At 52.7% G+C, this 26563-nt stretch carries 26 protein-coding genes; 16 read left to right on the top strand and 10 right to left on the bottom strand.

The genetic code is table 11. From position 1 onward, the window contains the following. Positions 1-17: 17 nt before the first annotated feature. From C7T94_RS07990 to C7T94_RS07975, 4 genes are read right to left on the bottom strand one after another with little or no spacing between them, the layout of a single operon-like run. Positions 18-1613, bottom strand: a complete 1596-nt coding sequence (locus C7T94_RS07990) for a RagB/SusD family nutrient uptake outer membrane protein (RefSeq protein WP_107216004.1) — start codon at positions 1611-1613, stop codon at positions 18-20. Between the two features lie 20 nt (positions 1614-1633). Further along, positions 1634-4600 (bottom strand): SusC/RagA family TonB-linked outer membrane protein, encoded by a 2967-nt coding sequence (locus tag C7T94_RS07985; protein ID WP_107214856.1) that lies wholly within the window; start codon positions 4598-4600, stop codon positions 1634-1636. A 46-nt stretch (positions 4601-4646) separates the two neighbouring features. Beyond that, the gene (locus C7T94_RS07980; RefSeq protein ID WP_107214855.1) at positions 4647-5516 is read right to left on the bottom strand and encodes an inositol oxygenase family protein; all 870 of its coding nucleotides are present in this window, start codon (positions 5514-5516) and stop codon (positions 4647-4649) included. A 20-nt stretch (positions 5517-5536) separates the two neighbouring features. Beyond that, on the bottom strand, positions 5537-7162 hold the full coding sequence (locus C7T94_RS07975) for a sodium:solute symporter family transporter (protein ID WP_107214854.1): 1626 nt from the start codon (positions 7160-7162) through the stop codon (positions 5537-5539). A gap of 200 nt (positions 7163-7362) precedes the next feature. Between C7T94_RS07975 and C7T94_RS07970 the strand changes: the two genes are divergently transcribed. The 6 genes from C7T94_RS07970 to C7T94_RS07945 all read left to right on the top strand — a co-directional run bounded on the left by C7T94_RS07970 (position 7363) and on the right by C7T94_RS07945 (position 11449). Next, the gene (locus C7T94_RS07970) at positions 7363-8373 is read left to right on the top strand and encodes a LacI family DNA-binding transcriptional regulator (protein ID WP_107214853.1); all 1011 of its coding nucleotides are present in this window, start codon (positions 7363-7365) and stop codon (positions 8371-8373) included. 639 nt (positions 8374-9012) lie between these two features. Beyond that, the gene (locus tag C7T94_RS07965; RefSeq protein WP_107214852.1) at positions 9013-9342 is read left to right on the top strand and encodes an ArsR/SmtB family transcription factor; all 330 of its coding nucleotides are present in this window, start codon (positions 9013-9015) and stop codon (positions 9340-9342) included. 3 nt (positions 9343-9345) lie between these two features. Next, entirely contained in the window at positions 9346-9837 is a 492-nt protein-coding gene (locus C7T94_RS07960; protein WP_107214851.1) for an SRPBCC family protein, read from the top strand. Between the two features lie 2 nt (positions 9838-9839). Continuing rightward, positions 9840-10712, top strand: a complete 873-nt coding sequence (locus C7T94_RS07955; RefSeq protein WP_107214850.1) for an alpha/beta fold hydrolase — start codon at positions 9840-9842, stop codon at positions 10710-10712. A gap of 72 nt (positions 10713-10784) precedes the next feature. Further along, the gene (locus tag C7T94_RS07950) at positions 10785-11204 is read left to right on the top strand and encodes a DoxX family protein (protein ID WP_107214849.1); all 420 of its coding nucleotides are present in this window, start codon (positions 10785-10787) and stop codon (positions 11202-11204) included. Between the two features lie 47 nt (positions 11205-11251). Further along, entirely contained in the window at positions 11252-11449 is a 198-nt protein-coding gene (locus C7T94_RS07945; protein ID WP_107214848.1) for a KTSC domain-containing protein, read from the top strand. Between the two features lie 10 nt (positions 11450-11459). Here the strand turns inward: C7T94_RS07945 and C7T94_RS07940 are convergent, their stop codons facing one another. Further along, positions 11460-11810, bottom strand: a complete 351-nt coding sequence (locus tag C7T94_RS07940) for a winged helix-turn-helix transcriptional regulator (protein ID WP_107214847.1) — start codon at positions 11808-11810, stop codon at positions 11460-11462. A 92-nt stretch (positions 11811-11902) separates the two neighbouring features. On the opposite strand from C7T94_RS07940, the gene C7T94_RS07935 reads away from it, so the two are divergent. Further along, on the top strand, positions 11903-12655 hold the full coding sequence (locus tag C7T94_RS07935; RefSeq protein WP_107214846.1) for an SDR family NAD(P)-dependent oxidoreductase: 753 nt from the start codon (positions 11903-11905) through the stop codon (positions 12653-12655). A gap of 371 nt (positions 12656-13026) precedes the next feature. On the opposite strand, the gene C7T94_RS07930 is transcribed toward C7T94_RS07935, so the two are convergent. Next, positions 13027-13434, bottom strand: coding sequence for a winged helix-turn-helix transcriptional regulator (locus C7T94_RS07930; protein ID WP_107214845.1), 408 nt, complete (start codon positions 13432-13434; stop codon positions 13027-13029). A gap of 170 nt (positions 13435-13604) precedes the next feature. On the opposite strand from C7T94_RS07930, the gene C7T94_RS07925 reads away from it, so the two are divergent. The 9 genes from C7T94_RS07925 to C7T94_RS07885 all read left to right on the top strand — a co-directional run bounded on the left by C7T94_RS07925 (position 13605) and on the right by C7T94_RS07885 (position 24591). Then, the gene (locus C7T94_RS07925; protein ID WP_162618602.1) at positions 13605-15644 is read left to right on the top strand and encodes a PAS domain-containing sensor histidine kinase; all 2040 of its coding nucleotides are present in this window, start codon (positions 13605-13607) and stop codon (positions 15642-15644) included. A 111-nt stretch (positions 15645-15755) separates the two neighbouring features. Next, positions 15756-16448, top strand: a complete 693-nt coding sequence (locus tag C7T94_RS07920) for a type 1 glutamine amidotransferase domain-containing protein (protein WP_107214843.1) — start codon at positions 15756-15758, stop codon at positions 16446-16448. Between the two features lie 96 nt (positions 16449-16544). Then, positions 16545-18818 carry an ATP-binding cassette domain-containing protein gene (locus C7T94_RS07915; protein WP_107214842.1) on the top strand — a complete coding sequence of 758 codons (2274 nt, stop codon included), beginning with the start codon at positions 16545-16547 and terminating at the stop codon, positions 18816-18818. Positions 18819-18927: 109 nt separating this feature from the next. Then, positions 18928-20403 carry a sensor histidine kinase gene (locus C7T94_RS07910; RefSeq protein ID WP_107214841.1) on the top strand — a complete coding sequence of 492 codons (1476 nt, stop codon included), beginning with the start codon at positions 18928-18930 and terminating at the stop codon, positions 20401-20403. A gap of 148 nt (positions 20404-20551) precedes the next feature. Beyond that, positions 20552-21244 (top strand): helix-turn-helix transcriptional regulator, encoded by a 693-nt coding sequence (locus C7T94_RS07905; RefSeq protein WP_107216003.1) that lies wholly within the window; start codon positions 20552-20554, stop codon positions 21242-21244. Positions 21245-21323: 79 nt separating this feature from the next. After that, complete coding sequence (locus C7T94_RS07900) at positions 21324-21740, top strand: DUF1761 domain-containing protein (RefSeq protein ID WP_107214840.1); 417 nt, start codon at positions 21324-21326, stop codon at positions 21738-21740. A gap of 106 nt (positions 21741-21846) precedes the next feature. Beyond that, on the top strand, positions 21847-22653 hold the full coding sequence (locus C7T94_RS07895; RefSeq protein WP_107214839.1) for a helix-turn-helix transcriptional regulator: 807 nt from the start codon (positions 21847-21849) through the stop codon (positions 22651-22653). Positions 22654-22717: 64 nt separating this feature from the next. Then, entirely contained in the window at positions 22718-23695 is a 978-nt protein-coding gene (locus C7T94_RS07890; RefSeq protein WP_107214838.1) for a nitrilase family protein, read from the top strand. A 65-nt stretch (positions 23696-23760) separates the two neighbouring features. Further along, positions 23761-24591 (top strand): transporter, encoded by an 831-nt coding sequence (locus C7T94_RS07885; RefSeq protein ID WP_107214837.1) that lies wholly within the window; start codon positions 23761-23763, stop codon positions 24589-24591. A 54-nt stretch (positions 24592-24645) separates the two neighbouring features. Here C7T94_RS07885 and C7T94_RS07880 read toward each other — a convergent pair whose 3' ends face one another. Genes C7T94_RS07880 through C7T94_RS07865 form a run of 4 tightly spaced genes read right to left on the bottom strand, consistent with a single transcriptional unit; the run spans position 24646 to position 26445 of the window. After that, a complete protein-coding gene (locus tag C7T94_RS07880; protein ID WP_107214836.1) occupies positions 24646-25209 on the bottom strand; it encodes a DUF4256 domain-containing protein in 564 nt (187 codons plus the stop codon). 11 nt (positions 25210-25220) lie between these two features. Beyond that, positions 25221-25643 carry a DoxX family protein gene (locus tag C7T94_RS07875; RefSeq protein ID WP_107214835.1) on the bottom strand — a complete coding sequence of 141 codons (423 nt, stop codon included), beginning with the start codon at positions 25641-25643 and terminating at the stop codon, positions 25221-25223. After that, a complete protein-coding gene (locus C7T94_RS07870) occupies positions 25630-26115 on the bottom strand; it encodes an SRPBCC domain-containing protein (protein WP_107214834.1) in 486 nt (161 codons plus the stop codon). The genes C7T94_RS07875 and C7T94_RS07870 overlap by 14 nt, the downstream gene beginning before the upstream one ends. Positions 26116-26121: 6 nt before the next feature. Further along, positions 26122-26445: an ArsR/SmtB family transcription factor gene (locus C7T94_RS07865; protein WP_107216002.1), complete on the bottom strand. Its 324-nt coding sequence runs from the start codon at positions 26443-26445 to the stop codon at positions 26122-26124. Positions 26446-26563 lie beyond the last annotated feature (118 nt).

Below are 26563 nucleotides of genomic sequence, written 5' to 3'. Positions count from 1 at the left end.
TTCAGAGCCGGTTCCTGTTAATAACCTGGATTTTGAACAAGCTTGGGGTTCAGGGAACGTTCACTGTTCGGAACCGGGAACAGCCGCCTGAAAGTCTCTTTATTTGTTTTGTAACCCCAGTTGTCCTCGTATTTACCGAACCGGATCAGGTCGTTGCGCCGCCAGCCCTCCCAGGCAAACTCACGTCCGCGCTCGTCGAGCAGTTCATCGAGCGTAATAGCGCCGACGGTTGGCGCACCGGCCCTTGAGCGGATCTTGTTTACCAGTACCGCCGGCGTTTGCAGCTCGCCTTTCACAGTTGTGGCCGCTGCACCGCGTAAGATCGCCTCGGCTTTCATCAGCAGCACATCTGCAAGCCGGATGACCGGAAAGTCATTGCCCTGGTTTCTTGTATCGGGATTGGTGGCCGGATCGGGGTAAAATTTGATGGACCGCACGCCGCGCGCCTTGCCGATCTCATCGTTACCTACATCCATCGTGTTTTCCTTTACCAGCGGCATTTCGGGCGTAAATTCAAGGTGGTAGTTCACTTTTGCCGCTCCGTCAGCGCCGGTATAACTGTTGTCCATGCCTTTTTTGGTTGTCGCGATGAGGATGGGGCTGCCGTCGTTTTCATACTGTTTACCTGCCAGCATCGTTTTGTTGCGCACATCGCCGGTCAGGTTAAATTTCAGGTAAAAATCCTTGATGGTGCTCATGGCAATACTCGGCCGGAAAGGCAGGTTGTATTTTTTCTGCAGGCCGGTATGCAGGCCGAACCTCGAAAACTGGTTACCGGTTGCCACGTTGGCATCATAAGGAATGGCAAAAATGGTCTCCTTGGTCAGCGGGCCATTGGTAGGCGCAAAAATGCTCATGTAATCGGCCTCGAGCGTATAAACTGTGGCAGCATCGTTCAGAATGGCATCGGCCATGGCTACAGCTTCGGTATACCGCGGCTGACCGGTGTACACTTCGGCATTCAGGTATAACTTTTCCAGCAGTGCATAGGCCAGCCACTTTGTAGGCCTGCCATAGGTCTTTTGGCCCGCTGCTGCGCTCAGGTCGGGCAGCGCGGCCTTCAGTTCTGATTCAATGAACGCAAACACATCTTTGCGCGCAGCCGTTGGTGGCGGCTCGGCAATCACCGCATCTTTGATAATCGGTACATTGCCATACAGGTCCATCATGAAAAAGTAGAACAAAGCCCGCATGGTACGCATTTCTGCCAAAGAGGTCGTCCTGGCCGGACTGTTTGGTGCCGCCTGGAAAAGACTGAGAATGCGGTTCGAGGAATTGATCCCGCCAAAGCCCCATTCCCAGATTGATTTGACATAGGGATGGTCGGCGGTCCAGGTATGGTAATGCATAAAGCGGTATTGCCCGCCATCGTCGTAGTTGCCGTCACGGGCAGGTATGATGGCCTCGTCTGTAGAGAGTTCCTGCATGCGCCAGTAATCGATTGCAAATGTTGAACGCAGACGGGTGTAAACGGGTCCGGTAGCGGCAATAAACGACTCTTCATTTGTCGGAAAATTCGATGGCGTCAGTTCAGATTCGACATCGACATCAAGTTTGGTGCAGGCCGCAAGGGAAAAAGTCAACGCAGCCAGCAGAATATATTTTGGTTTCATAACAGTCAAAATTTTCATGGTTAAAAGGTCACGTTAAGGCCGAAAAGGAAAGACCGGGTTTTAGGATAAAAATTGTTATTGTCTATGCCTGGCTGTATCCCACCCATGTTGATCTCAGGATCAATGCCGCGGTACTTCGTAATTACAAACAGGTTGCTTGCCGTGGTATACACGCGCAGCCTTTTTAGGGCTTTCAGCTTTTCCAGGTTGAAACTGTAGCCCAGGGTCGCATTGTCGAGGCGCAAATAGGAGCCATTTTCGATAAAGCGGTCTGATATAATGTAACTGTTATTGTCGTTGACCGACTCGTTAAGTGTAAACTGCGGAATGTTGTTTGTTGTGGCGTCGCCGGGGCTGTTCAGGCCGGCCAGCGTGGCATTGAGAATCTGGTTACCATAAACACCGCGCAGGAAAACGTTCAGATCAAAGCGGCCCAGCGTGAAGCTGTTGTTCCAGCCGTAGATCAGATCGGGCTGCGCATTGCCTGTCAGACCGACCGCTGCTTTTGAGTATTCTGTGGTCAGGTTGCCGTCTGGCAGGTAAAACTGGCTTACGCCTTTGCTGTCTTTGCCTGCATAGCGGTAGGTGTTGAACGATCCGATCGGCAGTCCCTCCTGGATAACCTGCGAATAATTGCTGGTCTGGCCTTTGCCACCAAGCTGAGCCGTCGGGATAGCTGACAATGAAAATTTTTCATTCGATAGCGAACGCACCACATTTTTGTTGTGCGAGAAGTTTACCGAGCTTTTCCAGGTGAATTTCTTGTTGTTGAAGACCGACACATCGACAACGGCTTCAAAACCTTTGTTATCGATCTGACCTACGTTTGCTGTCAGGTTGCCGACAAAATATTGCGTGGTCGACACACGGTAGTCCCAGATCAGGTCTGAGGTCTTTTTGTTGTACACATCAAAGCTACCCTGCACACGCCCCTTGAATAGCGAAAAATCAACACCGACATTGGTCATAGCGGTACGCTCCCACTTCAGGTCAGGATTCTCGTTCTGAAACGGCCCTACAGCGTTGATGTACCGGCCGTCATAATAAAACCGCTCAACCGGTGCATACAGCGAGAAGCGGGTAAATGCATCGAAACCCAGCGAATTTCCGGTAACACCATAGCCAACGCGTACTTTCAGGTCTTCTACGAAAGCAGCATTTTTCATAAAGTTCTCTTCGCTGATGCGCCAGGCAGCCGAGGCGGAAGGAAAGTATCCCCAGCGGTTGTTGAGGCCGAATGCAGATGAACCATCGCGGCGAAGCGATGCCTGAAACAGGTATTTGTTGTCCAGGTCGTAATTGATCCTGCCGTAAAATGAAATGAGCCGAAGCGTCTGAATACGCACCGTACCATAATTGACCACCGAGCCAGGCAGGGGATCGCCAAGGCCAAGGTTGTTATAGGTCAGCTCGTCGGTTACAAAGCCCTGGTTCGAGGACTGGAAACCATCGCCATTGCGGTCTTCCTGGAAAGAATAGCCACCAAGCAGCTTAAAAACATGCTTCCCAAAGGCCTTGTCATAACTGAGGTAGGTCTCTGCCAGCTTTTTGGTGTTGGCGTAGGCGTTGCGAACCGCTACGCCGTTAAGGCCGCGGTTAATCCCCGACTGCCGGTTGTTGTAAAAGTTACCGTTGGTATTTTCATCCTGGTATGACAGGCTAAGGGTGTATTTTAGTCCCTTTACGATGTCCAGCTCGGCCTGGAAATTGCCTAAAAAGGTCTTGATCTTGTTGTTGATGATGTTGTTATCGATCAGCGAAAGCGGGTTCAGGTAGTTCCTGGTGCGACTGAAATCCTCGGTGTACGAACCATCCTGACGGCGGGGTGCCACCGTAGGCAGGTAGATCAGCATGTTCGGATAAACGAGAGGAGAAATGTCATCGCGAACGGTCCTGCTGTTAAAAACCGAAAAGTTCAGGTTCAGGCGGTCGTTGAATGCTTTCTGGCCAACATTCGCCTTGAGCGTATAACGCTCCAGCGCCGACCCCTTCATGATGCCGTTGTTTTCCAGGAAGTTGGCACTGATGCCGTATGACGTCTTCGACGAGCCACCATACAATGAAAGGTTGTGGTTGGTTGAAAAACCGCGGCGCTGCACAACGTCCTGCCAGTTGGTAGCTGAACCGTCATCGTCTGTCGGGTTGAGGCTTTTTTTATTCTCACCCAGGTAATTGCGCAGTTGCTCTGCCGAAAGCATATCGATCGTATTGCTGACACTTTCTGTGCCCGCATAACTGCTGTAAGAAAGCCCCGGCGCCACCCCGTCGCCGCGTTTGGTGGTAATGAGGATAACGCCGTTGGCGGCACGCGCACCATAAATCGCTGTGGCAGAGGCGTCTTTGAGCACATCGATTGCCTTGATATCATCTGGAGCAACCAGGTCAATGGAAGCTGCCGCCACCCCGTCTATAACATAAAGCGGCTCCTGGGCACCGGCACGCAGACTGGAGGGTCCGCGCAGAATAATCGCGCCATTTTCGTTGGGGTTCCCGCTTTTTGTAATGTTCAGGCCGGCTACCTTGCCCTGCAGCAGCTGTGATGGTGTGCTGATGACCCCGGCATTGAACTGATCGGGTTTGACTGAAGTGATGGCGCCGGTCAGGTTTTTCCTGTTTGAGGTGCCATACCCCACTACGACCAGGTCCTGAAGGGTATTGCTCTCATCTTTGAGGGTTACGTTGATCACACTGCGGCCCCCTACGCTCAGTTCCCGGCTTACCTTGCCAACCATGGCAAAACGCAGCACATCCTGCGCGCTGTTTACCCGGATGCGATAGGAGCCGGCATCGTCGGTAACTACGGCTGCTGTGCTGCCCTTTATCAGAACAGTTACGCCGGGCAGGGCAGCGCCCGCCTCATCGGTAACTTTTCCGCTTATTTGCTGCGCAGCGCTCTGCGCCCGTGCCAGCCCCCCTAAGGCCATAAAACAAAGCAATAGCAGGCACTTCAGCTGGGTCGCCCAACTGTGATAGCTGTTAATTTTCATAGTTTATTCGATTTTGTTTGAGTCTTGTATGGTTTACTTTTTCAGGCTATAGGGAGACTGTTTCTGGTAAATATTTGCTGATCAAATCTTCGTAATAGGGTTTCAGTTCTGATACGACAGGCGCTTTCGGACTCTTTGAATACAGATCGTACGGATTGAATTTATCCACCCACCCGAACAGCTTTTCGTCATGATCATTCAGCAGGTGTGAGTAGGCTTTTTCCCGGTGCTGCGAGTAAAATGAATGGTACCGGATCATGTACAGCGCCGGTTCGGGCAGGTAATCTTTTGTTATGTGGTAGAGGTATTCGTCATGCCCCCACGACATGTGTACCTTGTCAAGTCCGCAGCGGTGCGAATAAACCCCGTACTTTGTATTGTACCGCGGATCATGACTATCGGGATTGTCGGCAAAAAATTCCGGGAAAACGATCTTGTCAGAGAACTTGCAGCCTACCGGGAACGTGTCGCCAACCACATTCCATTGCGGCTCGCCGAAGAGGCATAGGACCTTGCCCAGGTCATGGATAAAACCGGTCAGGACAAACCAGTCGGGATGGCCGTCGGCGCGGATCGCCTCGGCGGTCTGCAGCAGGTGCTGCAGCTGGTCAAGAGAAATGTCGGGATCTGAATCATCTACCAGCGTATTCAGGTATTCCATGGCAGACCACCAGGGCATTTGCTGCTGGTCGAATTTCAGGAAACGTTCTTTTTTTGCCAGCACGTTATCATAGGTCTGGTACTTGTGGTTAAGCCTGTAAAATTCACGAACCGTATCGATCTCAGGACTATCATAGTTTCTGAACTCTTCCTTTTTCTTCTCAGGCCCCGGTTCAGGATAACGCCTCAAAATATCGTCTTCCCATTGTTCAAGATTTGAAAGCGGATTCGGATTGTCAAAGTTTGATGTGCTCATGATGCTATTTTTTATTGGGTTTACCAGAAAGCGATGTAAAGACCGGTCAGGATACCGAGAATAATGACAGATGATACGATAAAGCCGGTATCGACCCGGAACATTTTTGTGTCGACGACAATTTCGGCTCCCGCCTGGCGCGGCCTTGACACCAGGGTCATTGTTACCATCGTGACCATGATGATGCCGAAAACCCAGGTCATGCGGTGCAGAAAAGGCATGGGCCCAAAATATCCGCCGCTCATTCCGGGCAGAAATTTCATGGCCACCGACAAGGGTATGGTGCTTAGGGCCGCTACAAGAGCGGCTGCAGAAGTGGTCCGTTTCCAGAACAATCCAAGCAGGAAAATCGCAAAAACGCCCGGTGAGATAAAGCCAACATATTCCTGGATAAATTGATACACCTGGTCGAACCGCTGCAGTGCAGGTGCAATGACGACTGCAATAAGCGATGCCACAATCGTTGCCCAGCGGCCCACATTGATCATTTTGCGTTCTGAGGCGCCCTTGTTGATGTATTTTTTATAAATGTCAAGCGTAAAAATGGTCGATATGCTGTTGCACTTGCCGGCAAGCGAGGCAACGACCGCCGCCGTAAGGGCAGCGAAGGCCAGCCCTTTCAATCCCGATGGGAGAAGGCTCATCAGTACCGGGTAGGCCCGGTCAGGCTTTACATGCCCCCCTGATCCGACCAGCGCTTCCTGGAAATATCCTTCTTTAAACAGCACATAAGCACAAATACCTGGAATAACAACGATGACCGGAATGAGGAGCTTCAGGAAAGCAGCGAAAATGAGTCCGTTGCGACCGGTCTTCAGATCGGCACCAAGCGCCCGCTGAATAATGTACTGGTTACAGCCCCAATAGTTAAGGTTATTGATCCAAAGGCCACCTGCGAGCACCGCTACACCAGGCAGGTCGTCATAAAATTTATCGCCCGGCGAAAAGATCATGTGAAAATGATCGTCTGCCTTGCTGCGCAGTTTAAAGAGTGCTGAAAGGACGCCATCCAGTTTAAAATGTGTGCTGATAATGTCGAGGGCCATATAACAGGTTACCAGGCCGCCCAGGATAAGGATGAGTACCTGTACAGCATCGGTGTAACCGATCACTTTCATTCCGCCCAGTGTGATGAATACCGCAAAGACGGCAAGCCCGGCTACACAGAGATTAAATGACAGGCCGGTCAGACTCTCGATGGCGAGCGCACCCAGGAAAAAGATCGAGGTGAGGTTCACGAAAACATAGACAAGAAGCCAGAAGACCGCCATGAGCGTACTTACCGTATCGTTATACCGCATGGAAAGAAACTGCGGCATGGTATAGATGTTGTTGCGCAGGTAGACCGGCAGAAAAAATACAGCCACCAGGATCAGGGTAGCGGCGGCCATCCACTCGTAACTGGCAATGGCCAGACCCATGGCGAAACCCGATCCCGACATGCCGATAAAGTGCTCGGCCGAAATGTTCGATGCAATGATCGAAGCGCCAATGGCCCACCAGGTCAGCGAACCTTCTGCCAGGAAATAAGCTTTGGTGTCAGCTTCCTTTGCCTTTTTAGACCGGTATATCAGGATTCCGTAAACCGAAATGATCAAAAAATACAAGGCAAAAACAACGTAGTCGCGGGTTGTCAACAAATTCATATGCTCAGCTTGCCCGGCTCCAGACACGCCGGAGCTGGCGGTTTAATTTGGTTGTATTCGGTTTGGCTGCCGTGGTCGCGGCTTATATCAAAGCTTGTAAAAAAACGACGATTCACCCACGGCATCGAATTATTTATTTACGAAAACGTTTAAGTAAAAAACATTTGTCTAAATTCAGATATCCTAACAAGCGCCTTCTGATGAAGAGAAATGTCACCGTCAAAACACTTGCAGAGCAGTTGAATATTTCGATTGCAACCGTTTCAAAGGCATTGAGCGACAGCCATGAGATCAGCGCCGAAACCAAGCAGCGTGTGCTTGACCTGGCCCGGACGCTCAACTATGAACGCAATCCAGCAGCAAGCAACCTGCGCAGCCACAGGACAAGTACGATTGCCGTGATCATTCCTGATGTGGCCAACAACTTTTTTTCCCTGGCCATAAAGGGAATCGAAGAAATAGCCCGGACACACAACCACCATGTCCTGATCTACCAGACACACGAAGACAGCGCGGCCGAAATTGCTTTCACCAACAGCCTGATCAGCGGGCGTGTAGACGGGATTCTGATATCGGTAACCCGCTCTGCGGGCAACCTGGCGCATTTCCAGTCGCTTATCAGGCAGATCCCTGTGGTTTTTTTTGACCGCAGCATCGAAATTCCCGACGCGTTCAGCATCACGACAGATGACTATGAAAGCGCCTACCAGGCCACCCGCCACCTGGCCGAAAAAGGTTGCCGGAAGATCATCTTCTTACAAGGGCTTGACCGGCTGGCCACCGGACAAAGGCGCCTCAGGGGTTACCTCGACGCACTGAACGACAGCGGACTTGAACAGCTGCAGCCGGTAGCGCTGGCTGCAAACACAGATCCGCAGCTGATCCGCGACGGCATTCGCCAGGCAATCATCGGCGAAAAGCCCGATGGCGTGCTCTCGTCGATCGAGGAGTTCGTCGTTCCCTGTTATTATGTATGCCGGGAGCTGGGAATAGATATGCCCGGTGCGCTCAAACTGGTTAGTTTTTCGAACCTGCCCACCGCTCCACTGCTGCATCCTGCACTCAGTACCATTACTCAGCCGGCTTTTGAAATGGGCCGGGTGGCGGCATCGTGTCTTTTTCAGATACTTCACAAGCGGGAAGTTGACCTGCTTTCCCTGCCCGGGCTGCATTCGCAGCTGATTGAACGGGAGTCTTCGGCGTTGGTGTAACACATACGGTGTGATTGCCTGATGCGGGTTCAGGTTCTGTGCCGTGGTCCTTGTTCCTGGCCCTCGATTCTACTGAAGGCTGTTCCAGCCGCGCATGGCCGCTAAGGCTGCTCATTGTCCTCGCCGAAAAGAGAAAAAGGCCTGTGGCTGTGTATTCGCACCGGTCAACCGCCACCATACAACTTTGGAAAGCTGGACCGTTGACGGCTACTGCGTCTGCACCGTGCCGGTCTGCGCGTCCGGAGAATAGGCCCCTGGTGTCTCTCTTTGTTCTTTACGACTTTAACTCCGGGTGCCATCAGGATGGAGCGGTAGTCAAGGAAAGATCTGTTCGAAACAAAAAGACACTTCGCTATCGCTGTGAATAACATCATGGGAACGGATGGCCGGTGACTTCTGCATAGTGGTCTTTATCCTTTGCTCCTTAAGCTTCGTTTAAGCCGGGCCGCCAAGGCTAATGCCGTTATGTATTCCCGCTTCCTGAATCCACATTCAGCAGGCCGCCCCGCTCAACCGCTTAAATTCTGACCCCGTATTTACAAACTAAAAAATTATTGGCTGATTATCAATAATTTATAATTAACAGTTTGCGCAACCGATCAGTTGCGTTTATATTTGCAACCGATCAGTTACATATTTATGAGAAGAGACGTTTTCCAGGCGATTGCCGACCCTACCCGCAGGGCCATCATCCAGCAGATTTCGCAGGAGCCCATGAACCTGAACGCTGTTGCCGGCAGGTTCGACATGAGCCGGCAGGCTATTTCAAAGCACATACAGATCCTGGTCGAGTGCGAACTGGTTCGCATCAGGCAGCAGGGACGGGAACGTTTTTGCGAAGCACAGCTGGAAAAACTGAACGAAGTAGACGAATGGGTGGCGCAATACCGCAGACATTGGCAAGGCCGTCTGGATGCACTCAGCAGTTACCTTGTTGACCTGCAGGCCAATTCAAACAAAAACCCCTGACATATGGAAGAGCACAAAAAAGAAGTACACATCGAGTACGAACTTGATGCGCCTAGGGCGCTCGTATTTGCGGCCTGGACAGACCCCAAACACCTGGAAAAATGGTATGCGCCCGAGGGTTGCAGCATTACGATCAAACACATGGACGTTCGGGAGGGCGGCCGTTACCACATGAAAATAGACAATCCGCAATTCGGCCCCTGCTGGACCCGCGGTTCGTTTACCGAACTGCGACCGCCCGAGAAACTGGTGATTACCATGACCTTTGCCGATGAGGCCGACCGTTTTGTGGACCCTTCGGCCATGGGCATGAAATCGGGCTGGCCTAAGGAAACGGTGCTGACAGTGACGTTCGAAGATCTTGGCGAAAGGACGAGACTGCGGCTTCATCAATCGGTCTCTGAGGCACTTGCCATACAAACTGGCGCGCACCCGAGCTGGATCAACATGCTGGGACGTCTCAGGAATCTGGTGGAATCAATTCAAGGCAACTAAGCATGAAACACATTTTCAGTCTCTTATTTGCTGCCGGACTCGTCATCGTGGCCGGCAGCTGCAGCCGGACAACCCCTCCGCAGGCTGCAAACCGCAAAACACCTTCACGTCAAGGGTATGCGGCGGTAAACGGCATCCGGATGTATTATGAGGTTCATGGCTCTGGTAAACCCCTGGTGCTCGTCCACGGCGGCGGTTCAATGATCCCGGTAACCTTTGGCGCCATCCTGCCCTTACTTGCACAGCAACACCAGGTCATTGCCGTGGAACTGCAGGGACATGGCCGGACTTCAGACCGGCCCGCTCCTGAAAGTTTTACACAGGATGCAGCCGACGTGATTGGCCTGCTCGACCAGCTGAAGATTAAAAAGGCTTCACTCTTTGGTTTCAGCAACGGAGCCAACACGGCCATGCAGGCAGCCATCAATCATCCCGAACGCATTCACAAACTTGTTCTGGCATCCGTATTTTTCAGGCGCGAGGGCCTCATCCCCGGCTTATTTGGTATGCTGCGCGGCGCTTCCCTGGCACAGATGCCTGAGCCGCTCAAAAAAGCGTTTCTGGCGGTAAATCCCGATTCTGCTGCCTTGGAAAACATGCACAACAAAGACCGTGACCGCATGCTGGCCGTTAAAGACTGGCCCGCAGAAGAAATTGCCGGAATTTCTGCTCCTACCTTGCTTCTGTTAAGCGACCGCGATGTGGTCACACCAGAACATGCAGTCGAGATGTTCCGTCTGCTGCCAAAGGCGCAGCTCAACATTCAGCCGGGCCTGCACGGAGCCTGTATCGGCGACGTGTCTTCGGGTTCGGCCAAGCCCGAGCGTGTACGGGCAACAGCGAGCCTGGTCAACGATTTTTTAACGGCCAAATAACCGGCGGCCGGCGATTGGCAGCGCCATTTGTAAACGCCAGATTTTCACTATCTTGGTTGAAACATCCCCAGTATGGCCCCGCAATTCTTCAGCTGGCTTGACCACCGGCGCTCCGCTGCCTTTTTCCTGCTCCGGCTGTTTGCCGGAACACGCCTGATTTACGGGGTAGCCGATAACCTGCTCAGTGCGGCACACATGCGGTTGTTCAGGGACTTTCTGGCACAGGCGGGTTTCCCTGCACCTTTGTTTATGGCCATCCTTTCTGTTTGCGCACAGGCCTTTGCGGGCTTGGCTTACATCACCGGCTGGAAAATCCGTTATGCAGCATTACTCATGCTTATCAATTTCGCCGTAGCACTGCTCACCATTCACCTCGGCGATCCGGTCGAGGCACAAACACCTGCGCTTGCCTTGTTTTTCATCAGCTTGCTTTTTTTGTTTACTGGCAGCCGCATCGACCGCCGGCAAAACCACGCCCCCCGGCATGATTAACAAAACCCTTGCCCGCTCAAGCTGTTTAAGAAACAGAAACCTGAGCCATGCCCTCTACCGTTATTCAGCACATGCATTATGACCCGGCCAGCTGCGACCTGGAAATCGGTTACACGACCGGTCAGCGTTACCGTTACAAGGGCGTCCCGGAAAAGGTATACAAAGAACTTCGGGCGTCTGTGGTCAAGGGGCGTTACCTGCGGCACCACATCATCGGTATTTATGAATATGAAAAAATGGGTTAACGCTGCGTCTTCAGGCCTTCTGACGTTGTTTCCTGCCCCAAAGACTCAGCTGGTTTAAGATCGGACCCAACTCGGTCGCAATTTCGGTCAGTCCGTACTCTACGCGCACCGGCACTTCGGCATATACCGTTCGGCTGATCAGGCCGTCGTGCTCCATGGACCGCAGCTGAAGGGTCAGCATCCGCTCCGTGATGTGGCTGAATTCCCGGCGCAACTCATTGTAACGCAGGCGGCCATCTTTCAATTTGTCCAGAATCTGCAATTTCCACCTGCCATGTATCTTCTGAAGCGCATAGGTTAAGTCGCAGGCCACGAGGTATTTTTCATTGCTTGAATAGGTTGAATTTTGTTTTCTGGTCATTGCTTACAAGAATGTGTGTACCGCACAACCGGTTGCCGGCAACTCAAAAGTAGCCGGCGCCGGTTAGTTTTACAACTCATTTCAAACATCGTATGGATCTTTATTTAGACGCAAAAACAGCTGTGGTAACCGGAGCCAGCCAGGGTATTGGCCGCGCGATTGCAAAACAACTGGCAGCCGAAGGCGTAACGGTCTTCGCAACGGCAAGGAACCGCGAACTGCTGGACAGCCTGAAACAGGAAATCACGCGGGCAGGCGGAAAACAACCGCTGCTCTTTACCCAGGACCTGGCGGCGGCGGCCGGTTCTGAGCAAATCGCCGCAGCAGCGCAGGAGCAGCTCGGCCAGGTCGACATCCTGGTGAACAATGCCGGAAAAAGCAATCCCCTGCATCCCCTGGCCCCCGAGGCAGATTGGCAGCAATCCATGGTTCTGGATTTTTACCGGGTCCGGCAGCTGACCGAAGCATTGCTGCCGCACTTCATGGAACGGAAGGAAGGCGTTATTTTAAATTTGTGCAGCGGCTACGAACTTAAAAACCTCAATGCCTCGGCGGTGGCGAAAGCGGCTGTCGTATCCTGGTCGAAAGCACTGGCCAGTGAGCTGGGGCCAGCGGGCATCCGGGTCAATTGCCTGCAGCCCGGACTGATTGATACAGACAACATCCGGCCGTTTTTCCCAGGGCGGGAGCGCCAGCTTTTTGCGGAACGCGAAATTCCGCTGGGCGATTTCGGCAGTCCGGAAGACATGGCGAACATGGCCGCATTCCTGGTGTCTCCCAGGGCCCGGTACATGACCGGCACGGTCGCCGTGGTCGATGGCGGCCTGCGCCGTTATCCCTTCTGAAGGTTGTATTCAGGTGTTGGTTAACCAGGTCAGACCCCACAACAAACCGTCATTCTGATCGCCGGTGCAGCCCGGAGGCACCTCTCTGTAGGTGTGTCCGGGCTTGTTGCGTTACTCAGGCAATGCAGCGGCGTTTCGGACTGACAATTGAAGATATTGCAACGCATATTCAGGTGATTTTCACCTATTTTTTTGTAAGCTTCAAGTCTATTTTTGCCCCCATCATCCCCACCCCCTTAAACTTTTGTTTCATTACACGTGTCTATAGGAGATGATATGCTTCGTGGATCGTTCTATCCGTTCGACAAGGGATTGTTGGTACAATGGATAGTTGATTATATGCAGTTAAAAAGGCCTCCAGGAGGCCTTTTTTATTTCTCACCGCTCTCTGCGCCCCCGTACTTGACCTCATCGGCGCATATAACACTGGCGGGCATAATATATCCGGGTACAATCTCCTGCTGGTGCGCATGCCCCCAGGCTTCCATGGCTGCGATCAGCGGCAGCAAACTTTCGCCGAGCGGCGTCAGAAAATATTCTACCCGCAGCGGCACTTCATAATAATCCACTTTCCTGATTATGCCATACGCTTCCAGCTCTTTCAGTGCCATGTTAATAACACGCCGGCTGGCCTGGCTCATGGCACGGCTCAAGGCGCTGGGCCGCCGCACCCCGAGATTGATGTATTCAATAATCAGTGCATTCCACTTTCCCCCCAGCACTTTCAGAGTGGCATTGATGCCGCATTCATGGCTTTCCGGGATTTTTTTTTCGTACATCGCGAAACATTTCCGGAAAAATAACACATGTTCCGCTGGCATCCAACCGATTCTGAAGACCTCTGAACCGTTCTGACCTGCGATACAGCCAGGCCTGCAGCAAACCTGCTGAACAAATATCTGCACAGGCATGCAGCGATATCATGTTAGTGTTTATATTTAGCTCTTCTATGATTGACTTACTGAACAACCCGCTTTTCCAGGCACTGTTTAACTCACAGGTACCCCGCATCATTGTGGTAGCCGATGCCCCTGTCTTTACGATTGTAACCAGCAACGACGCGCATAAACACGCGACCAACCTGGTGGGCCGCGAAATCTCCGGAAAATCAGTTTGGGAAGTCTTTGATCCCGAAGGGGCGGGCGGCGACGGGGCGGTGCTGCTGGGCGAAGCCCTCACTGCCGCGCAGATGACCAATGAAACGGTCGTCATGCCGCCGTTTCGTTACGACATGGGCGCCTTAGACGGCCCCGGTATGGTTGAACGCTGGTGGCAGCTTGAAATCATGCCTGTTGGCCGGAACGGAAATGGGCCTAAATTTCTGCTCACTACAACAAACAACATTACCGAACGGATTTTCAAGGAGCGTGAAACGCAGATCGCACAACTGGACCTGGCCAGGATGGTTGAAGAAAGAACCGCCAGGCTTGCAGCCAGCGAGCTGAAATTCAGGAACCTCATTGACCAGTCGCCCATTGCCATTGCGCTGCTGACCGCACCGGCACTAACCATCGATGCCGCCAACCCGCAAATGCTCAGACTTTGGGCGAGTATGGAAAACCGGGCTCCTGAGTCGCCTGATCTGAGGCATTTCTCAGACAAACGACTTGCCGACGTACTTCCTGCAGTCGCTGAACAGTACGCCAACGGCATAAAAGCAGTGCTGGATACGGGCGAAAGTTACCACGAGCAGGAATTATCGTACCGGATCGGCCCTGCCGGGCAGCAGCGGGAACATTTTGCCAGTGTATTCTTTGATCCCATCTTTGGCCAGGACCAGACCGTTTCGGGCGTGATCGTTTCGGCCATTGACACGACCGGGCAGGTCAATGCCCGTAAGGAACTGGAACGGGCTTACGAACAGGTGCGCCTGTCTAAACAGGCTGCTCAACTCGGCACCTTCGATATGGATCTGCCGGCGGGCACCATGGAGTGGGACGCCCGTTGCCGCGAGTTGTTTGGCATCAGCCATGATGTAGAAGTTACTTATGAAAAGGACTTTCTGACCGGTTTGCATCCCGACGACCGGGAACGCATTGAAACCGTTATCTCCGGCCTGTTCGACCGGTCGGTCAGCGACGGGGTTTACGATGTTGAGTACCGCACGGTTGGTGCCGAAGACGGCCGGATCAGGTGGGTCCGGGCAAAAGGCAAAGTTTTATTTGACCCCAATGACCGGCCCCTGCGTTTTGTAGGCTCTGTGCTCGACATCACCGACCAAAAACATGAGCAACGCCTGCGCCACGATTTCATAGCCATGGCCAGTCATGAACTGAAAACCCCCCTCACCTCGCTTCAGGCACATGTGCAGCTGCTGCACCGGCACGCCGTCAGGGACCGGTACGAAGTGGCTTTTCACGCCCTGCAGCAGGCAGAAAAGCAGGTCATTAAAATGGCGAAAATGATCAATGGCTTTCTCGACCTGTCACGGCTCGAGTCGGGCAAACTGCATCTTAACCTGGACAGGCTGCCGATTGCCACCGTGATCGAAAACGTGGCTTCCGAAGTCCGGCTCATCCACCCCGCCGCCAGTCTTGAAATTACCACGACCGAAGACGTCACCGTCATGGTAGACAAGGATAAAATCGAAGCGGTGCTCATGAACCTTTTCACGAACGCCATCAAATATTCACGCAAGGAAAAATACATTCGCGTGGGCTGCACCACCGACGGCCACACCGTAACTGTCAGCGTAACCGATCAGGGCATCGGCATACAGCCGGCACACCTGGATCAGATCTTTGACCGATTTTACCGCATTGAGCATCCCGACAGTAAATACGCATCGGGGTTTGGCATCGGGCTTTACCTGAGTCAGGAGATCATCCTGCTGCACCAGGGCAAAATATGGGTAGAAAGCTGTCCGGGCGTTGGCTCGACCTTTTATTTCTCCCTTCCGCTTGCTCCTTCCGGCGCAGCCGAAGATCTGGCAGCACAACCGCCGGCCGCGAATACTGTCCAGCAACCGCCTGTTTCTACAGACTTTTAGGTACGACAGCCGGAACATCAAACCCGGCTAAACGGCCAAACTTTCGGTCCTGCCTGGTGTTTTACGCAGACAGACAACTGTCTGTAGCGGAACAGCAATAAAGCATGACCTATGAAAAAGATTTTAATGATCCTGACATCCCACTCGCGGATGGAGAACACCGACAGCACCACCGGCGTGTGGCTTGGCGAATTTACCGATCCGTATTATGAGTTTCGTGATGCAGGCTACGAAGTAACCTTGGCAAGCCCGGCAGGCGGCACACCACCGGTCGATCCGCTAAGTACCGTGACCGAGAACATTACTGAATCAAACCGGCGCTTCAACGACGACCCGGTTGCAAAAAGCGCCTTCGACCATACCTACCGGCTGAGCACGCTTGAACCCGGGCAATTCGACGGGGTTTTCTACCCGGGCGGCCATGGGCCCATCTGGGACCTGGCTTCAAATGAGACCAGCGGCAGGCTCATTGTTGATTACCTGGAGAACGGCAAACCGGTGGCCGCAGTTTGTCATGGACCGGCGGCGCTCATCAAGGCGGCCGAACTCAGGCCCGGGCTGCTGCAAGGCAAACGGGTCGCTGCGTTTACCAATGCCGAAGAAACGTTAACCATGCGCGCCAGCAATGTTCCCTATGAACTCGAAACACGGCTCAAAGAGTTGGGCGCCGACTTTAGAAGCGCATTGGTGCCTTTTACCAGTCATGTCGAAACAGACGGTCTGCTCATTACCGGCCAGAACCCCCTGTCGGCGGGTCCCACTGCCCGGGCAATGATCAAATTTTTCGGGCAGCCAGCATCTTAAGCAAAGCACACAGCTACAGGAGCTGTTATTTTTAACTTTCAAGGCGCTTTTGCGCCTTTTTTTTATAATTTAAACGCCTCGAAACACATCCCCCTTATGACCCCTGAATACATCGAAATCCGCGGCGCGCGGGAAAACAACCTGAAAAATGTAGACCTGCGCATTCCAAAAAGAAAGATCACAATTTTTACCGGTGTTTCCGGTTCCGGCAAGTCCTCCATCGTTTTCGACACGATTGCAACTGAGGCACAGCGGCAGTTGTACGAAAACTTCAGCATGTTTATCCGTAACCTGCTGCCCAGGTTTCCACAGCCGCAGGCCGATGCCATCAGCAATCTGAGCATGGCAGTGGTTGTTGACCAGAAGCGGCTTGGCGGTGGTTCTCATTCAACAATGGGAACCATTACCGATATTTCTCCGGTGCTCCGTTTGCTGTTCTCGCGCCTGGGAACACCACAGGTCGGAGCTGCAAACGTATTTTCATTTAACGACCCGCAGGGCATGTGTATGGCATGCAGTGGCCGGGGAAGGAAACTTGGTTTTGATGCGTCGAAGTTTATAGATCCTTCCAAGTCGCTTCGTGAAGGGGCCATACAGGCGCCTGGCATGGTGTCGTGGGAAAAGGACATGTACATCAACAGCGGTTTTTTTGATCCGGACAAGAAAGTAAGCAGCTTTTCGAAGGAGGAACTGGACTTATTGCTGTATGCCGGTCCGCGCAAGTTCAAGCTCAGAATGGGCGAAGGCAGCATGAACGCAACATTTATGGGCGTAATTGAAAAGTTTGAGCGTGCTTACATTCGCCGCGATCTCAAAACCCTTTCCGACCGCACACAAAAAATGATCATGCCTTATCTGCAGGAGCAGCCTTGTCCGCTTTGTAAGGGTGCGCGCTTAAATGAAGTTGCACTGTCTTGCAGAATCAGAGGCTATACTATTGCAGAGTTGTCTGCAATGGAAGTTGGCGAACTGATCGCCTTCCTGAAAACGATCAATGATCCGGTGGCCCAGCCCATGGTAACCACCCTGACCGAACGGCTTCAGCACCTGGCAGACATGGGGCTTGATTACCTGAGCCTGAACCGGGAAACTGATACCCTGTCTGGCGGCGAATCGCAGCGCGTAAAAATGGTTAAACACCTGTCTAGCAGCCTCATTGATGTACTCTATATTTTTGATGAGCCCAGTGTTGGCCTGCACCCGCGCGACGTGTACAGGCTGACCCGCCTGCTGCAGAAACTTCGCGACAAGGGCAATACGGTTATCGTGGTCGAACATGACCCGGATGTGATCCGGATTGCAGACCATGTGGTTGATGTGGGTCCGCTGGCAGGCATGCGTGGCGGAGCGATCATGTATGAAGGCGACCTGCCCGGGTTGTTAAAATCAGAGACCCTGACAGGGAAGTACATGCAGGAGCCGATGCCCCTGAAAACCGCTTATCGCCGGCCTTCCGGCCTGCTGCCGGTGAGGCAGGGGCATGCAAACAACCTGCAAAATGTTGACGTGGACATTCCCCGCGGTATCCTGACAGTCGTTACAGGCGTTGCAGGTTCCGGAAAAAGCTCCCTGATTCACCATGCGTTTCTTGCGGCACATCCTGAAGCGGTCGTTATTGACCAGTCGCCCGTGGGGACTTCTTCCCGCTCTAATCCGGCAACCTACACCGGTGCCATGGATTTAATCCGCAAGGCTTTTGCCGCCGCCAATGGTGTAGACGCCGCGCTTTTTTCCTTCAACTCGAAAGGGGCCTGCGAAAATTGCCAGGGAACGGGGGTCATTTATACCGACCTGGCTTTCCTGGAGGGGATCAAAACCTGTTGCGAGGTTTGCCAGGGCAAAAGGTATAAAGAAGAGGTGCTGGCTTACCGGCTCGACGGCAAGTCAGTTTCAGAGGTACTGGAAATGACCGTTAGCGAAGCCGCGGCTTTTTTTACAGGCAAGGACCTGCTCAGAAAACTGCAAACGATGATCGAAGTAGGGCTGGAATACCTGACACTCGGGCAGCCGCTGAGTACGCTATCGGGCGGCGAGTGCCAGCGCATTAAACTGGCCAGCGAGCTGCACAAAAAAGGAAGCATTTATGTAATGGACGAACCCACAACAGGCCTCCATTTGTCTGACGTAGGGCGCTTGATCGACCTGATGAACGGCCTGGTTGATAAAGGAAATACCGTAATCGTCATTGAACATAACCTTGAAGTGATCAGGAACGCTGACTGGATCATTGACATGGGACCTGAAGGCGGCCACAAAGGCGGACGCATCATGTTTGAGGGTACGCCTGCTGACCTGCTGAAAGCGGGTTCACATACAGCGCGTTACCTGAAAGAAGCGCTGCGGACTGACCTGGCTGCAGATCTCTCCTAAGCAGACTACCCCGCATGCTCGGGCTCGAAACGGCAGGAGTATCTCCTGCCTTCAAACACTTTTTTGCCTAAGCCTGTTTAGGTATCAGATGTAAGCGAAAACAGCCCGTATGCAACAAGGAGACAGTCAGCAAGACTTCGAACGCCGGTTCCTGGAATGTGATGACAAATTCAACACCATTTTTGAGCTGACCAGCGTGGCCAGCAAGATCATCAACGCTGACCTGATCATTCTGAAGGTGAATGATGCACTGGTAGACATGCTGGGATATGAACACCGGGAAATTGAAGGAACCAGAATTCTCGAATATGCCTGCCCTGAATTCAAACGTCATTGGCATGAATTACAGGATGCACTCTGGTCGCGCGAAATCCCGTTCTTCAAGCTTCGCGCCTGCCTTTACCGGAAAGATGGTTCCCTTGCCTGGGTCAACGTGACCACGATCCTCTTCAAAGACCAGGGCGAAACCTATGGATTTACTGTGCTGGACGATGTGACCGGCGTCACAGAACTTGAAAAAAGCGAAAAGCGCCTGAATATGGCGCTTCGTTATTCAAGGACAGCGATATGGGAATACGACCTGGTCCAAAATTCGGTATACCGCTCTGATGGCCATGATGAGATTTTCGGCTATGAACAGCAGCGTGAAAACTGGACCATCGAAGCTTATTATGCACACATCTGGCCAGACGACCTGCCCAAATTCCAGCAAGCTATCCGGTTGCTGGCGCTCGGGAAGTCGGTCGACCAGCAGATGCGCCTGGTAACCAGTGACGGGTCTGTAAAATGGATCCGCATGCAGGGCAGACCTGAAACCGACCCTTCCGGAAAAACAATCAGGCTGCTGGGCACATTGAATGATATCACCAGAGAGAAACTGATTGAACGCCACAAGGACGATTTCATCAGTATTGCAAGCCATGAGCTGCGTACGCCCATAACCAGCCTGAAAGCCCTGCTGCAACTGCTGGACCGGTACAAGGACGGTCTTTCTGATCGCATCAGGCTGCTGATACAACAGGCCAATAAAAGCATCAACAAGATTATCGCGCTGGTCGATGATCTCCTCAATGCCGGCAGGACTTATAACGAGCAATTTTACGCTCAGGAAAAGCACCTTCAACCTGTACAGGCTTGCCGAAGACTGTTTTTTGCACCTGGCCGAGGCCGGCTCGCACGAATTGGCGTTGAATGCCCTAAAAACTTGGAAATTACAGCTGATGCAGAACGCATTGAACGGGTGTTGATCAATTTGCTGAATAATGCAGCCAAATATGCACCGCGGTCAAAAACGATCTGCATTGACATTGAGCCGGCGTCAGATCTGGTCACGGTCAGCGTTACTGATCAGGGCAAAGGCATTGCGGCTGAAAAAATTCCTTTACTCTTCAACCGTTACTACCAGGGTGATACCGGCAGCGGAAGTTACTCTGGCCTGGGCCTGTTTATCAGCGCAGAAATCATCAGGAAACATGGCGGCGACATTGGCGTAGACAGCGAGGTGGATCAAGGAAGTACCTTTTGGTTTACCCTTCCGCGGCGGCAGGCAGAGAACGTGCCGGCCGCTTCCCAGGCCGCCGGCTAAGCAGCCGCCGGGTTGTTCCGTACATGCGCAAATTGCAACTGTTCCGCTATCTTTGTTCCTGATCGAAAACCCCAGGTATGGCAAGCCGCGCAGTCAAGACTGCTCACCCAGCCTGACCCCCCGGCGGCAATGCAAGGTCACCCTAACAATGGAAAATACTGAAACCACCCGACTGTCCCGGCTTACGGCTATATTGACGCAGCTCCAGGTAAAGCGGCTAACCACCGCAACTGAACTGGCGCGACGCTTTGGCGTAAGCGTTCGCACCATTTACCGGGACATCAGGTCACTTGAACAGGCCGGCGTACCTATCTTCACAGAAGAAGGAAAGGGTTACGCCTTGATGGAACACTATCGGCTGCCACCTGTCATGTTCAGCGAAGCCGAGGCCAATGCCCTTGTGCTGGCTGAACAGCTTGTGTTAAAAAACAAGGACACCTCTTTTATCAGAGATTATACAGCGGCCGTCGACAAGATCAAGTCGCTCCTCAAACACGGCCTGAAAGACAAGGCCAACCTGCTCTCTGACCGTACCCGGTTCAACAACAACCTCAACGCCAGCCGAAGCAGCAGCAATCTTTCAGACCTGCAGTATGCACTGACCAATTTTTGCCTGACCCGCATTGATTATACCAATGAAAACGGCGAAAGCTCCCGTCGCGACATCGAGCCCTTCGCACTGCTGAGCACCCAGGAGAACTGGCTGCTCGTAGCCTGGTGCCGGAAAAGACAGTCGTTCAGGTATTTCAGGCCAGACCGCATCAAAACGCTCGAGCTGCTCCCTGAAAAATTTACACCACATCAAATGACACTGCAGGAATACTTTGACCGTCGACACTAATTTTTTGGCCCGCCACCACCCCTGACACAAGGCTGTCACATGCCGGTTTTAGTTTTGCGCCATACATAAAAACATAACTATGGTGACACAATTGACACATCTGAACTGGGCAGGCATCGGGCTTGCGTTTTTTGCTTACTTCGTACTCGGGGCGCTCTGGTTTACCGTTTTATTCAACAAATCGTATCGGGTCTCGCTGGGCAGGCCGGGGGAAACCCTTCCGAACAGCCCGATCTTTATCCTAGGACCGGCCATCTGTTCATTCCTGATCACGCTGGCCAGCGCCATACTGATGGAGCTCCTCAACATTTCGGATTATGCAGATGCCCTGCTCTTTACAGGCATTGTCGGCATCGGCTTTCTGTTTGCCAACACGGTGAACATTGCCATCAATCCCAATATGCCGAGACCTTTGCACTACGGAATGATCAGTGGCGCTTACCACCTGGTGGGCATCGGCCTTGCCAACACCATCCTGGTGGCCATGCAATCCTAATCAGGGTACCGCAAGGAGCCTGGCGAAATGCCGGGCTCCTTCCCGCGTAAGAGGCCCGTTGCAATGATCGAAAAATCCTATCTTTAAAAACCAGATTGCCCACCACATGCAGATTTCTTCGTCCCCCCAGTTGAAACCCTTTGTCAGGCATTACCTGTTCATGGATCTTGGTACAAACGATACTGAAAAGCTCCGGTTGTTCCCTGATGCCAGCTGCGGCCTGGTCTTTCTGCTAAAACGCACGGGGGCACAGCTTGCAGGCCACACAGATCATTTACCGGATTCTTTTGTTTATGGACAACCGGGCAGGTATATCGACCTGACCTTCAAACAAGACCTTTCTTTTGTCGCCGTTGTCTTTCAGCCCTGGGGACTTCACCACATGCTGGGCTTTCCCGCCACGGAAATATCGGGTCAAATCCTGCCTGCCGCAGCAATCTTCGGCACAGCGGCAGACCGCCTCGCAGACCGCCTGGCCGGCTGCCAAACCCAGCCCGTACGTGTCAGACTGCTCGAAGAATTTTTAAATGCCTACGTGGAAAAACGGCGGCACAATCAAAGCATTATTGTTCCTGAAAGTATTCGGTTAATTCGCTCCAGCCATGGGAATGTTTCGGTACAGCAACTGGCAAAGCATATGGGTTATACAAGCCGGCATATAGAGCGCAGTTTTAACAAGGAAATCGGCATAAGCCCCAAATCGTTTGCAGAAGTCGTGAAACTGCACCATTTCATTGCCCTCAGCCGCCTGCAGAACCCGGTACACCTTACAAACATGAGCTATGAGGCCGGTTATACCGATCTCTCACACCTGCAAAAAGCATTCAGAAGACATACAGGTACCACCCCGGGCCGTTACCTGCTGAACCAGCATAAACTTGCCGTCAATCTGTTTTCCCTGAAGGGGTGGTAAGAATGTCGCATTTGTACACCGGGTTTTTTTTTCCTGGTTATAGATTTGCTGCAAACCCTGACTCATGGAAAAAATTAAAATTGCAACAGCCCAGTTTGAGCATAAAAATGCAGACAAAATGTACAACCTGGCTGTTATTGATGCGCTTAGCGCGCGGGCGGCCGCGCAGGGCGCAAATGTCGTCGCCTTTCATGAATGTTCGGTAACCGGTTATACCTTTGCCCGCCACTGTTCAAAGCAGGAAATGCTCGACATTTCAGAGCTGGTTCCTAGTGGACCGAGCACCCGGCGGCTCACAGAGATCGCAGCGAAACACAATATAGTTGTATTGGCGGGTCTCTTTGAAAAAGACGAGGCGGGGCATATGTACAAGGCTTACATTTGTGTAGACCGGAACGGGCTTGTGGCAAAATACAGGAAATTGCATCCGTTCATCAGCCCGTATCTGAGGCCCGGCGATGCCTATTGCGTTTTCGACATTAAAGGCTGGAAATGCGGAATCCTGATTTGCTACGACAATAACATTATAGAAAACGTTCGCGCAACACGGCTGCTGGGAGCCGAAGTCATTTTTATGCCCCATGTAACCATGTGTACCCCTTCCACTCGTCCGGGAGCGGGTTTCGTAGATCCGGTCCTTTGGAAAAACCGCGAAACCGACCCCACCAGCCTGCGCGCGGAATTCGACGGACTGAAGGGACGGGCCTGGCTCATGAAGTGGCTGCCCGCAAGGGCCTACGATAATGCCGTTTACGTTGTTTTTTCCAATCCGGTCGGCATGGACGACGACCAGCTGAAGAATGGCTGCTCCATGATCCTTGATCCCTTCGGCGACATCCTGACTGAGTGCCGTTCCATGGACAACGAGGTAGCCACAGCTTTGCTGAACCGGGAAAAACTTCGCCTGGCCGGCGGATACCGCTACCTCGAAGCCCGGAGGCCAGAACTCTACGCCGGCATTGTCGGCGCCGATCATGCGTCTGTACAGAAAGTGGCCTGGCTGGACAAGTCCGGGGATAAGATGGAACCTGAACGCCACTGACCGATCCCCGGCAAGAGAAAAAACAAACCGGCAGCAGGGCTTGTTATCGTCAGCAACACAAGCTTATGAAAAAACCACTCCTTACCCTCTGTTTTGTCCTGGCCCTGACTGGTGCTTTCGCTCAGAAAAGCGAGCGGTCACATACAGTTCTTCGTCCTGCACAGCAAAGCGCCATGCGCGAAATGGAAACCGACCGGCCGGATGTAACTGAGTCGCCGGTTAGCCTGGATGCAGGTCACTTCCAGCTGGAAACCGACCTGGTGGCCAACCAGCGCCAAACAGGAGATGACCTTACAAAGTCGGCCTGGCTGCTTAACGACATGACCCTAAAACTCGGGCTGGGCAGCCATACTGACCTGCAGGTTCGGTTTGAGAGTTTTGTACGTGAAACGACGACCGACCGGGTATCGGGAGGAAAAACAATCGAAAGCGGCACCGGTAACCTGACGCTGCGCATTAAACAGAACATCCTGGGCAACGGCAAGGGTAATTTTGCGCTGGCTGTTCTGCCCTATGTGCGGTTTCCGGTAGCGACATACGGCGAGAAACATCCCTACGAAGGAGGCCTGATCATTCCGGCCAGGCTTAAATTCGGCGGCGACTGGAAATTGGGCGCCCAACTTGAGGTAGACCGCCTCGAAGATCTGGATGGCCAGGGCACACATACGGAATTTCTGCAGTCGCTTACCCTGAGCCATCCCTTAAGCAAGAAACTAGAAGGCCTGGCCGAGACCTATTATACCTATGACTTCAGGCAACACCATTTTTCCAATTTTGTGAACGCAGCATTGCAGCTGGAGGTTTTCAAAGACGTGAAGATAGACGGCGGCATGAACTACGGCATTCAGAAAGATGCAGGAAAGCGCTATTTCCTTGGCCTTGCACTGCGGATCTAACCGGCAGACGCGGGGTACCTGCCTGCATCGGGAGGCACCACAGAACCTCTCGGTTCAGACCTTCAGCAGACCGCGAAACCCCCTTGCACCATAGTACGATTCTGCACCGTTGTGGTACATAAAAACCGTATTGTACCGGCGGTCGCCAAAGATCGCTCCGCCGAGTTTCCTGATCTCGGGCGGTGTTTCCAGCCAGCTGGAGGTTTTTGTATCGAAATTACCGAGTTCCTGAAGTTGCCGGTATTCGGTTTCAGTGAGCAGGCGAATGTCCATGGCGGCAGCCATTTCCTGTGCGCTGTCATGCGGTTTATGTTCTTTTCGGGCGTCGAGTGCAGCACGGTCATAACAAATGCTGCGCCGGCCCTTCGGGCTCTCCGCTGAGCAGTCGCAAAAAATATATTCACCCGTTTGTGCGTCGGTGCCGATCACATCGGGCTCGCCGCCGGTCTCTTCCATTTTGCTCAGCGAGTCCAGCTTTTCGGGACGCGCCTCCAGCCGTGCCTGCACGGCAGACCAGTCGATGCCCGCATGCCGGTTCATGTGTTTGACAAAACGTGCCTTTAAAACGGCTAACAGTTCTTGCTGAGTTGCCGGCGGTGGTGTTTCATTTCTCTTCATATCTGGTTTAATCAGTATCTGTGGTTATGTTCTATAGCTGAGCTGCCAGCCACGCTGAACTGCGATCCTGCTTTCCGGCTGGCTGGCCTGGTTGACCAGGACAAGCCGGTCAGCACAAGCAGCAGCAGGGCCGGCAGCATGTCGGTTCCAGACTGCCCGACTGCAAGATGCGAATAAATTGCGCCAGACATGGCAAAGAAAAAACCAGCATAGGCCCACTCCTTTAGCAGGGCCAGCCGCGGCAGCAGCATAACGGCCACACCCATGAGTTTCAGCACACCCAGCAGGGTCAGCAGGTAAGCCGGGTAACCGAGTACTGCAATGGCTTGCACTTCCTCTTTCACCCCCAGTAATTGCACAATTCCCGTCGAAACCATGCCCAGGGCCAACCAGCCCGTGGCAATCCAGTAGATGATCAGGTTACGCTTTTTCATCCCTATTGTTCCATTCTTCTGACAAGGCTTGAAGGCGGTTGTGCGCCATGTTGAGGCCATGGGCAAAAGGCATTTTCAGGACCTGGCTACGCACCGCCTCTGAGCGGTACACAATCTGCATCGTCAGTTGACTCGTTTCATTGTCAAGGGCCGAAAATTCGAGGAATTCCAGCTGAACCGGGAAGCCGGCGTTTTCCATTTCGAATGTTCGCACAATTTCCTGGTTCGGCACCACTTTGTGGATGGTCCCGTTTGCGCTGAACAGTACATTTCCGGCAGCGTCTGCGGTTTCAAACCTGTAACTCCCGTGCTCGGTAGTCTCCATTTTGAGGACTTTGGTTCCCATCCACTGCGACAGCAGTTCAGGTTCGGTATGGGCTTTAAAAAGCAGGCCGACCGGTATATCGAAAGTGCGTGTAATGCTGAGGTCCTGCCGCCCGGGGAGCGCCTCAATCTTGGTTTGTAGTTCCATATAGGTTTAGGTTTTAGGCTTGTACTGTTTCATGATACTTTCGAGCTTGTCAAAACGCCCTTCCCACATCTGGCGAAAAGGCTCGATGAAATCGGCGACTTCTTTCATGGTTTGCGGATTGAAATGGTAATGCACTTCGCGGCCGCTCTGCTCCTGCCGCAGCAGCGCACATTCGGTCAGGATCTGCAGGTGTTTGGAAACAGTCGGCCGTGCCGTGTCAAAATTTGCAGCAATTGCACCTGCCGTCATTGACTGGGAAGCGACCAGCACCAGAATGGCCCGCCTCGTCGGATCAGCAAGGGCCTGAAATACATCTCTCCTCAGGTTCATCATGTAGTCATTTGACTACAAAAATAGGTGTAGCTATTTAACTACGCAAATAAATTTTTAGTCAGGTAGCTGGAATGAAATTCAGCTGGGGTTAACCACCGGCACAGAGATTTTCCGT

The organism is Pedobacter yulinensis, from assembly GCF_003029735.1.
In the GTDB taxonomy this organism is placed as follows: domain Bacteria; phylum Bacteroidota; class Bacteroidia; order Sphingobacteriales; family Sphingobacteriaceae; genus Pedobacter; species Pedobacter yulinensis.
This window is presented reverse-complemented; position numbering and strand designations above follow the sequence as displayed.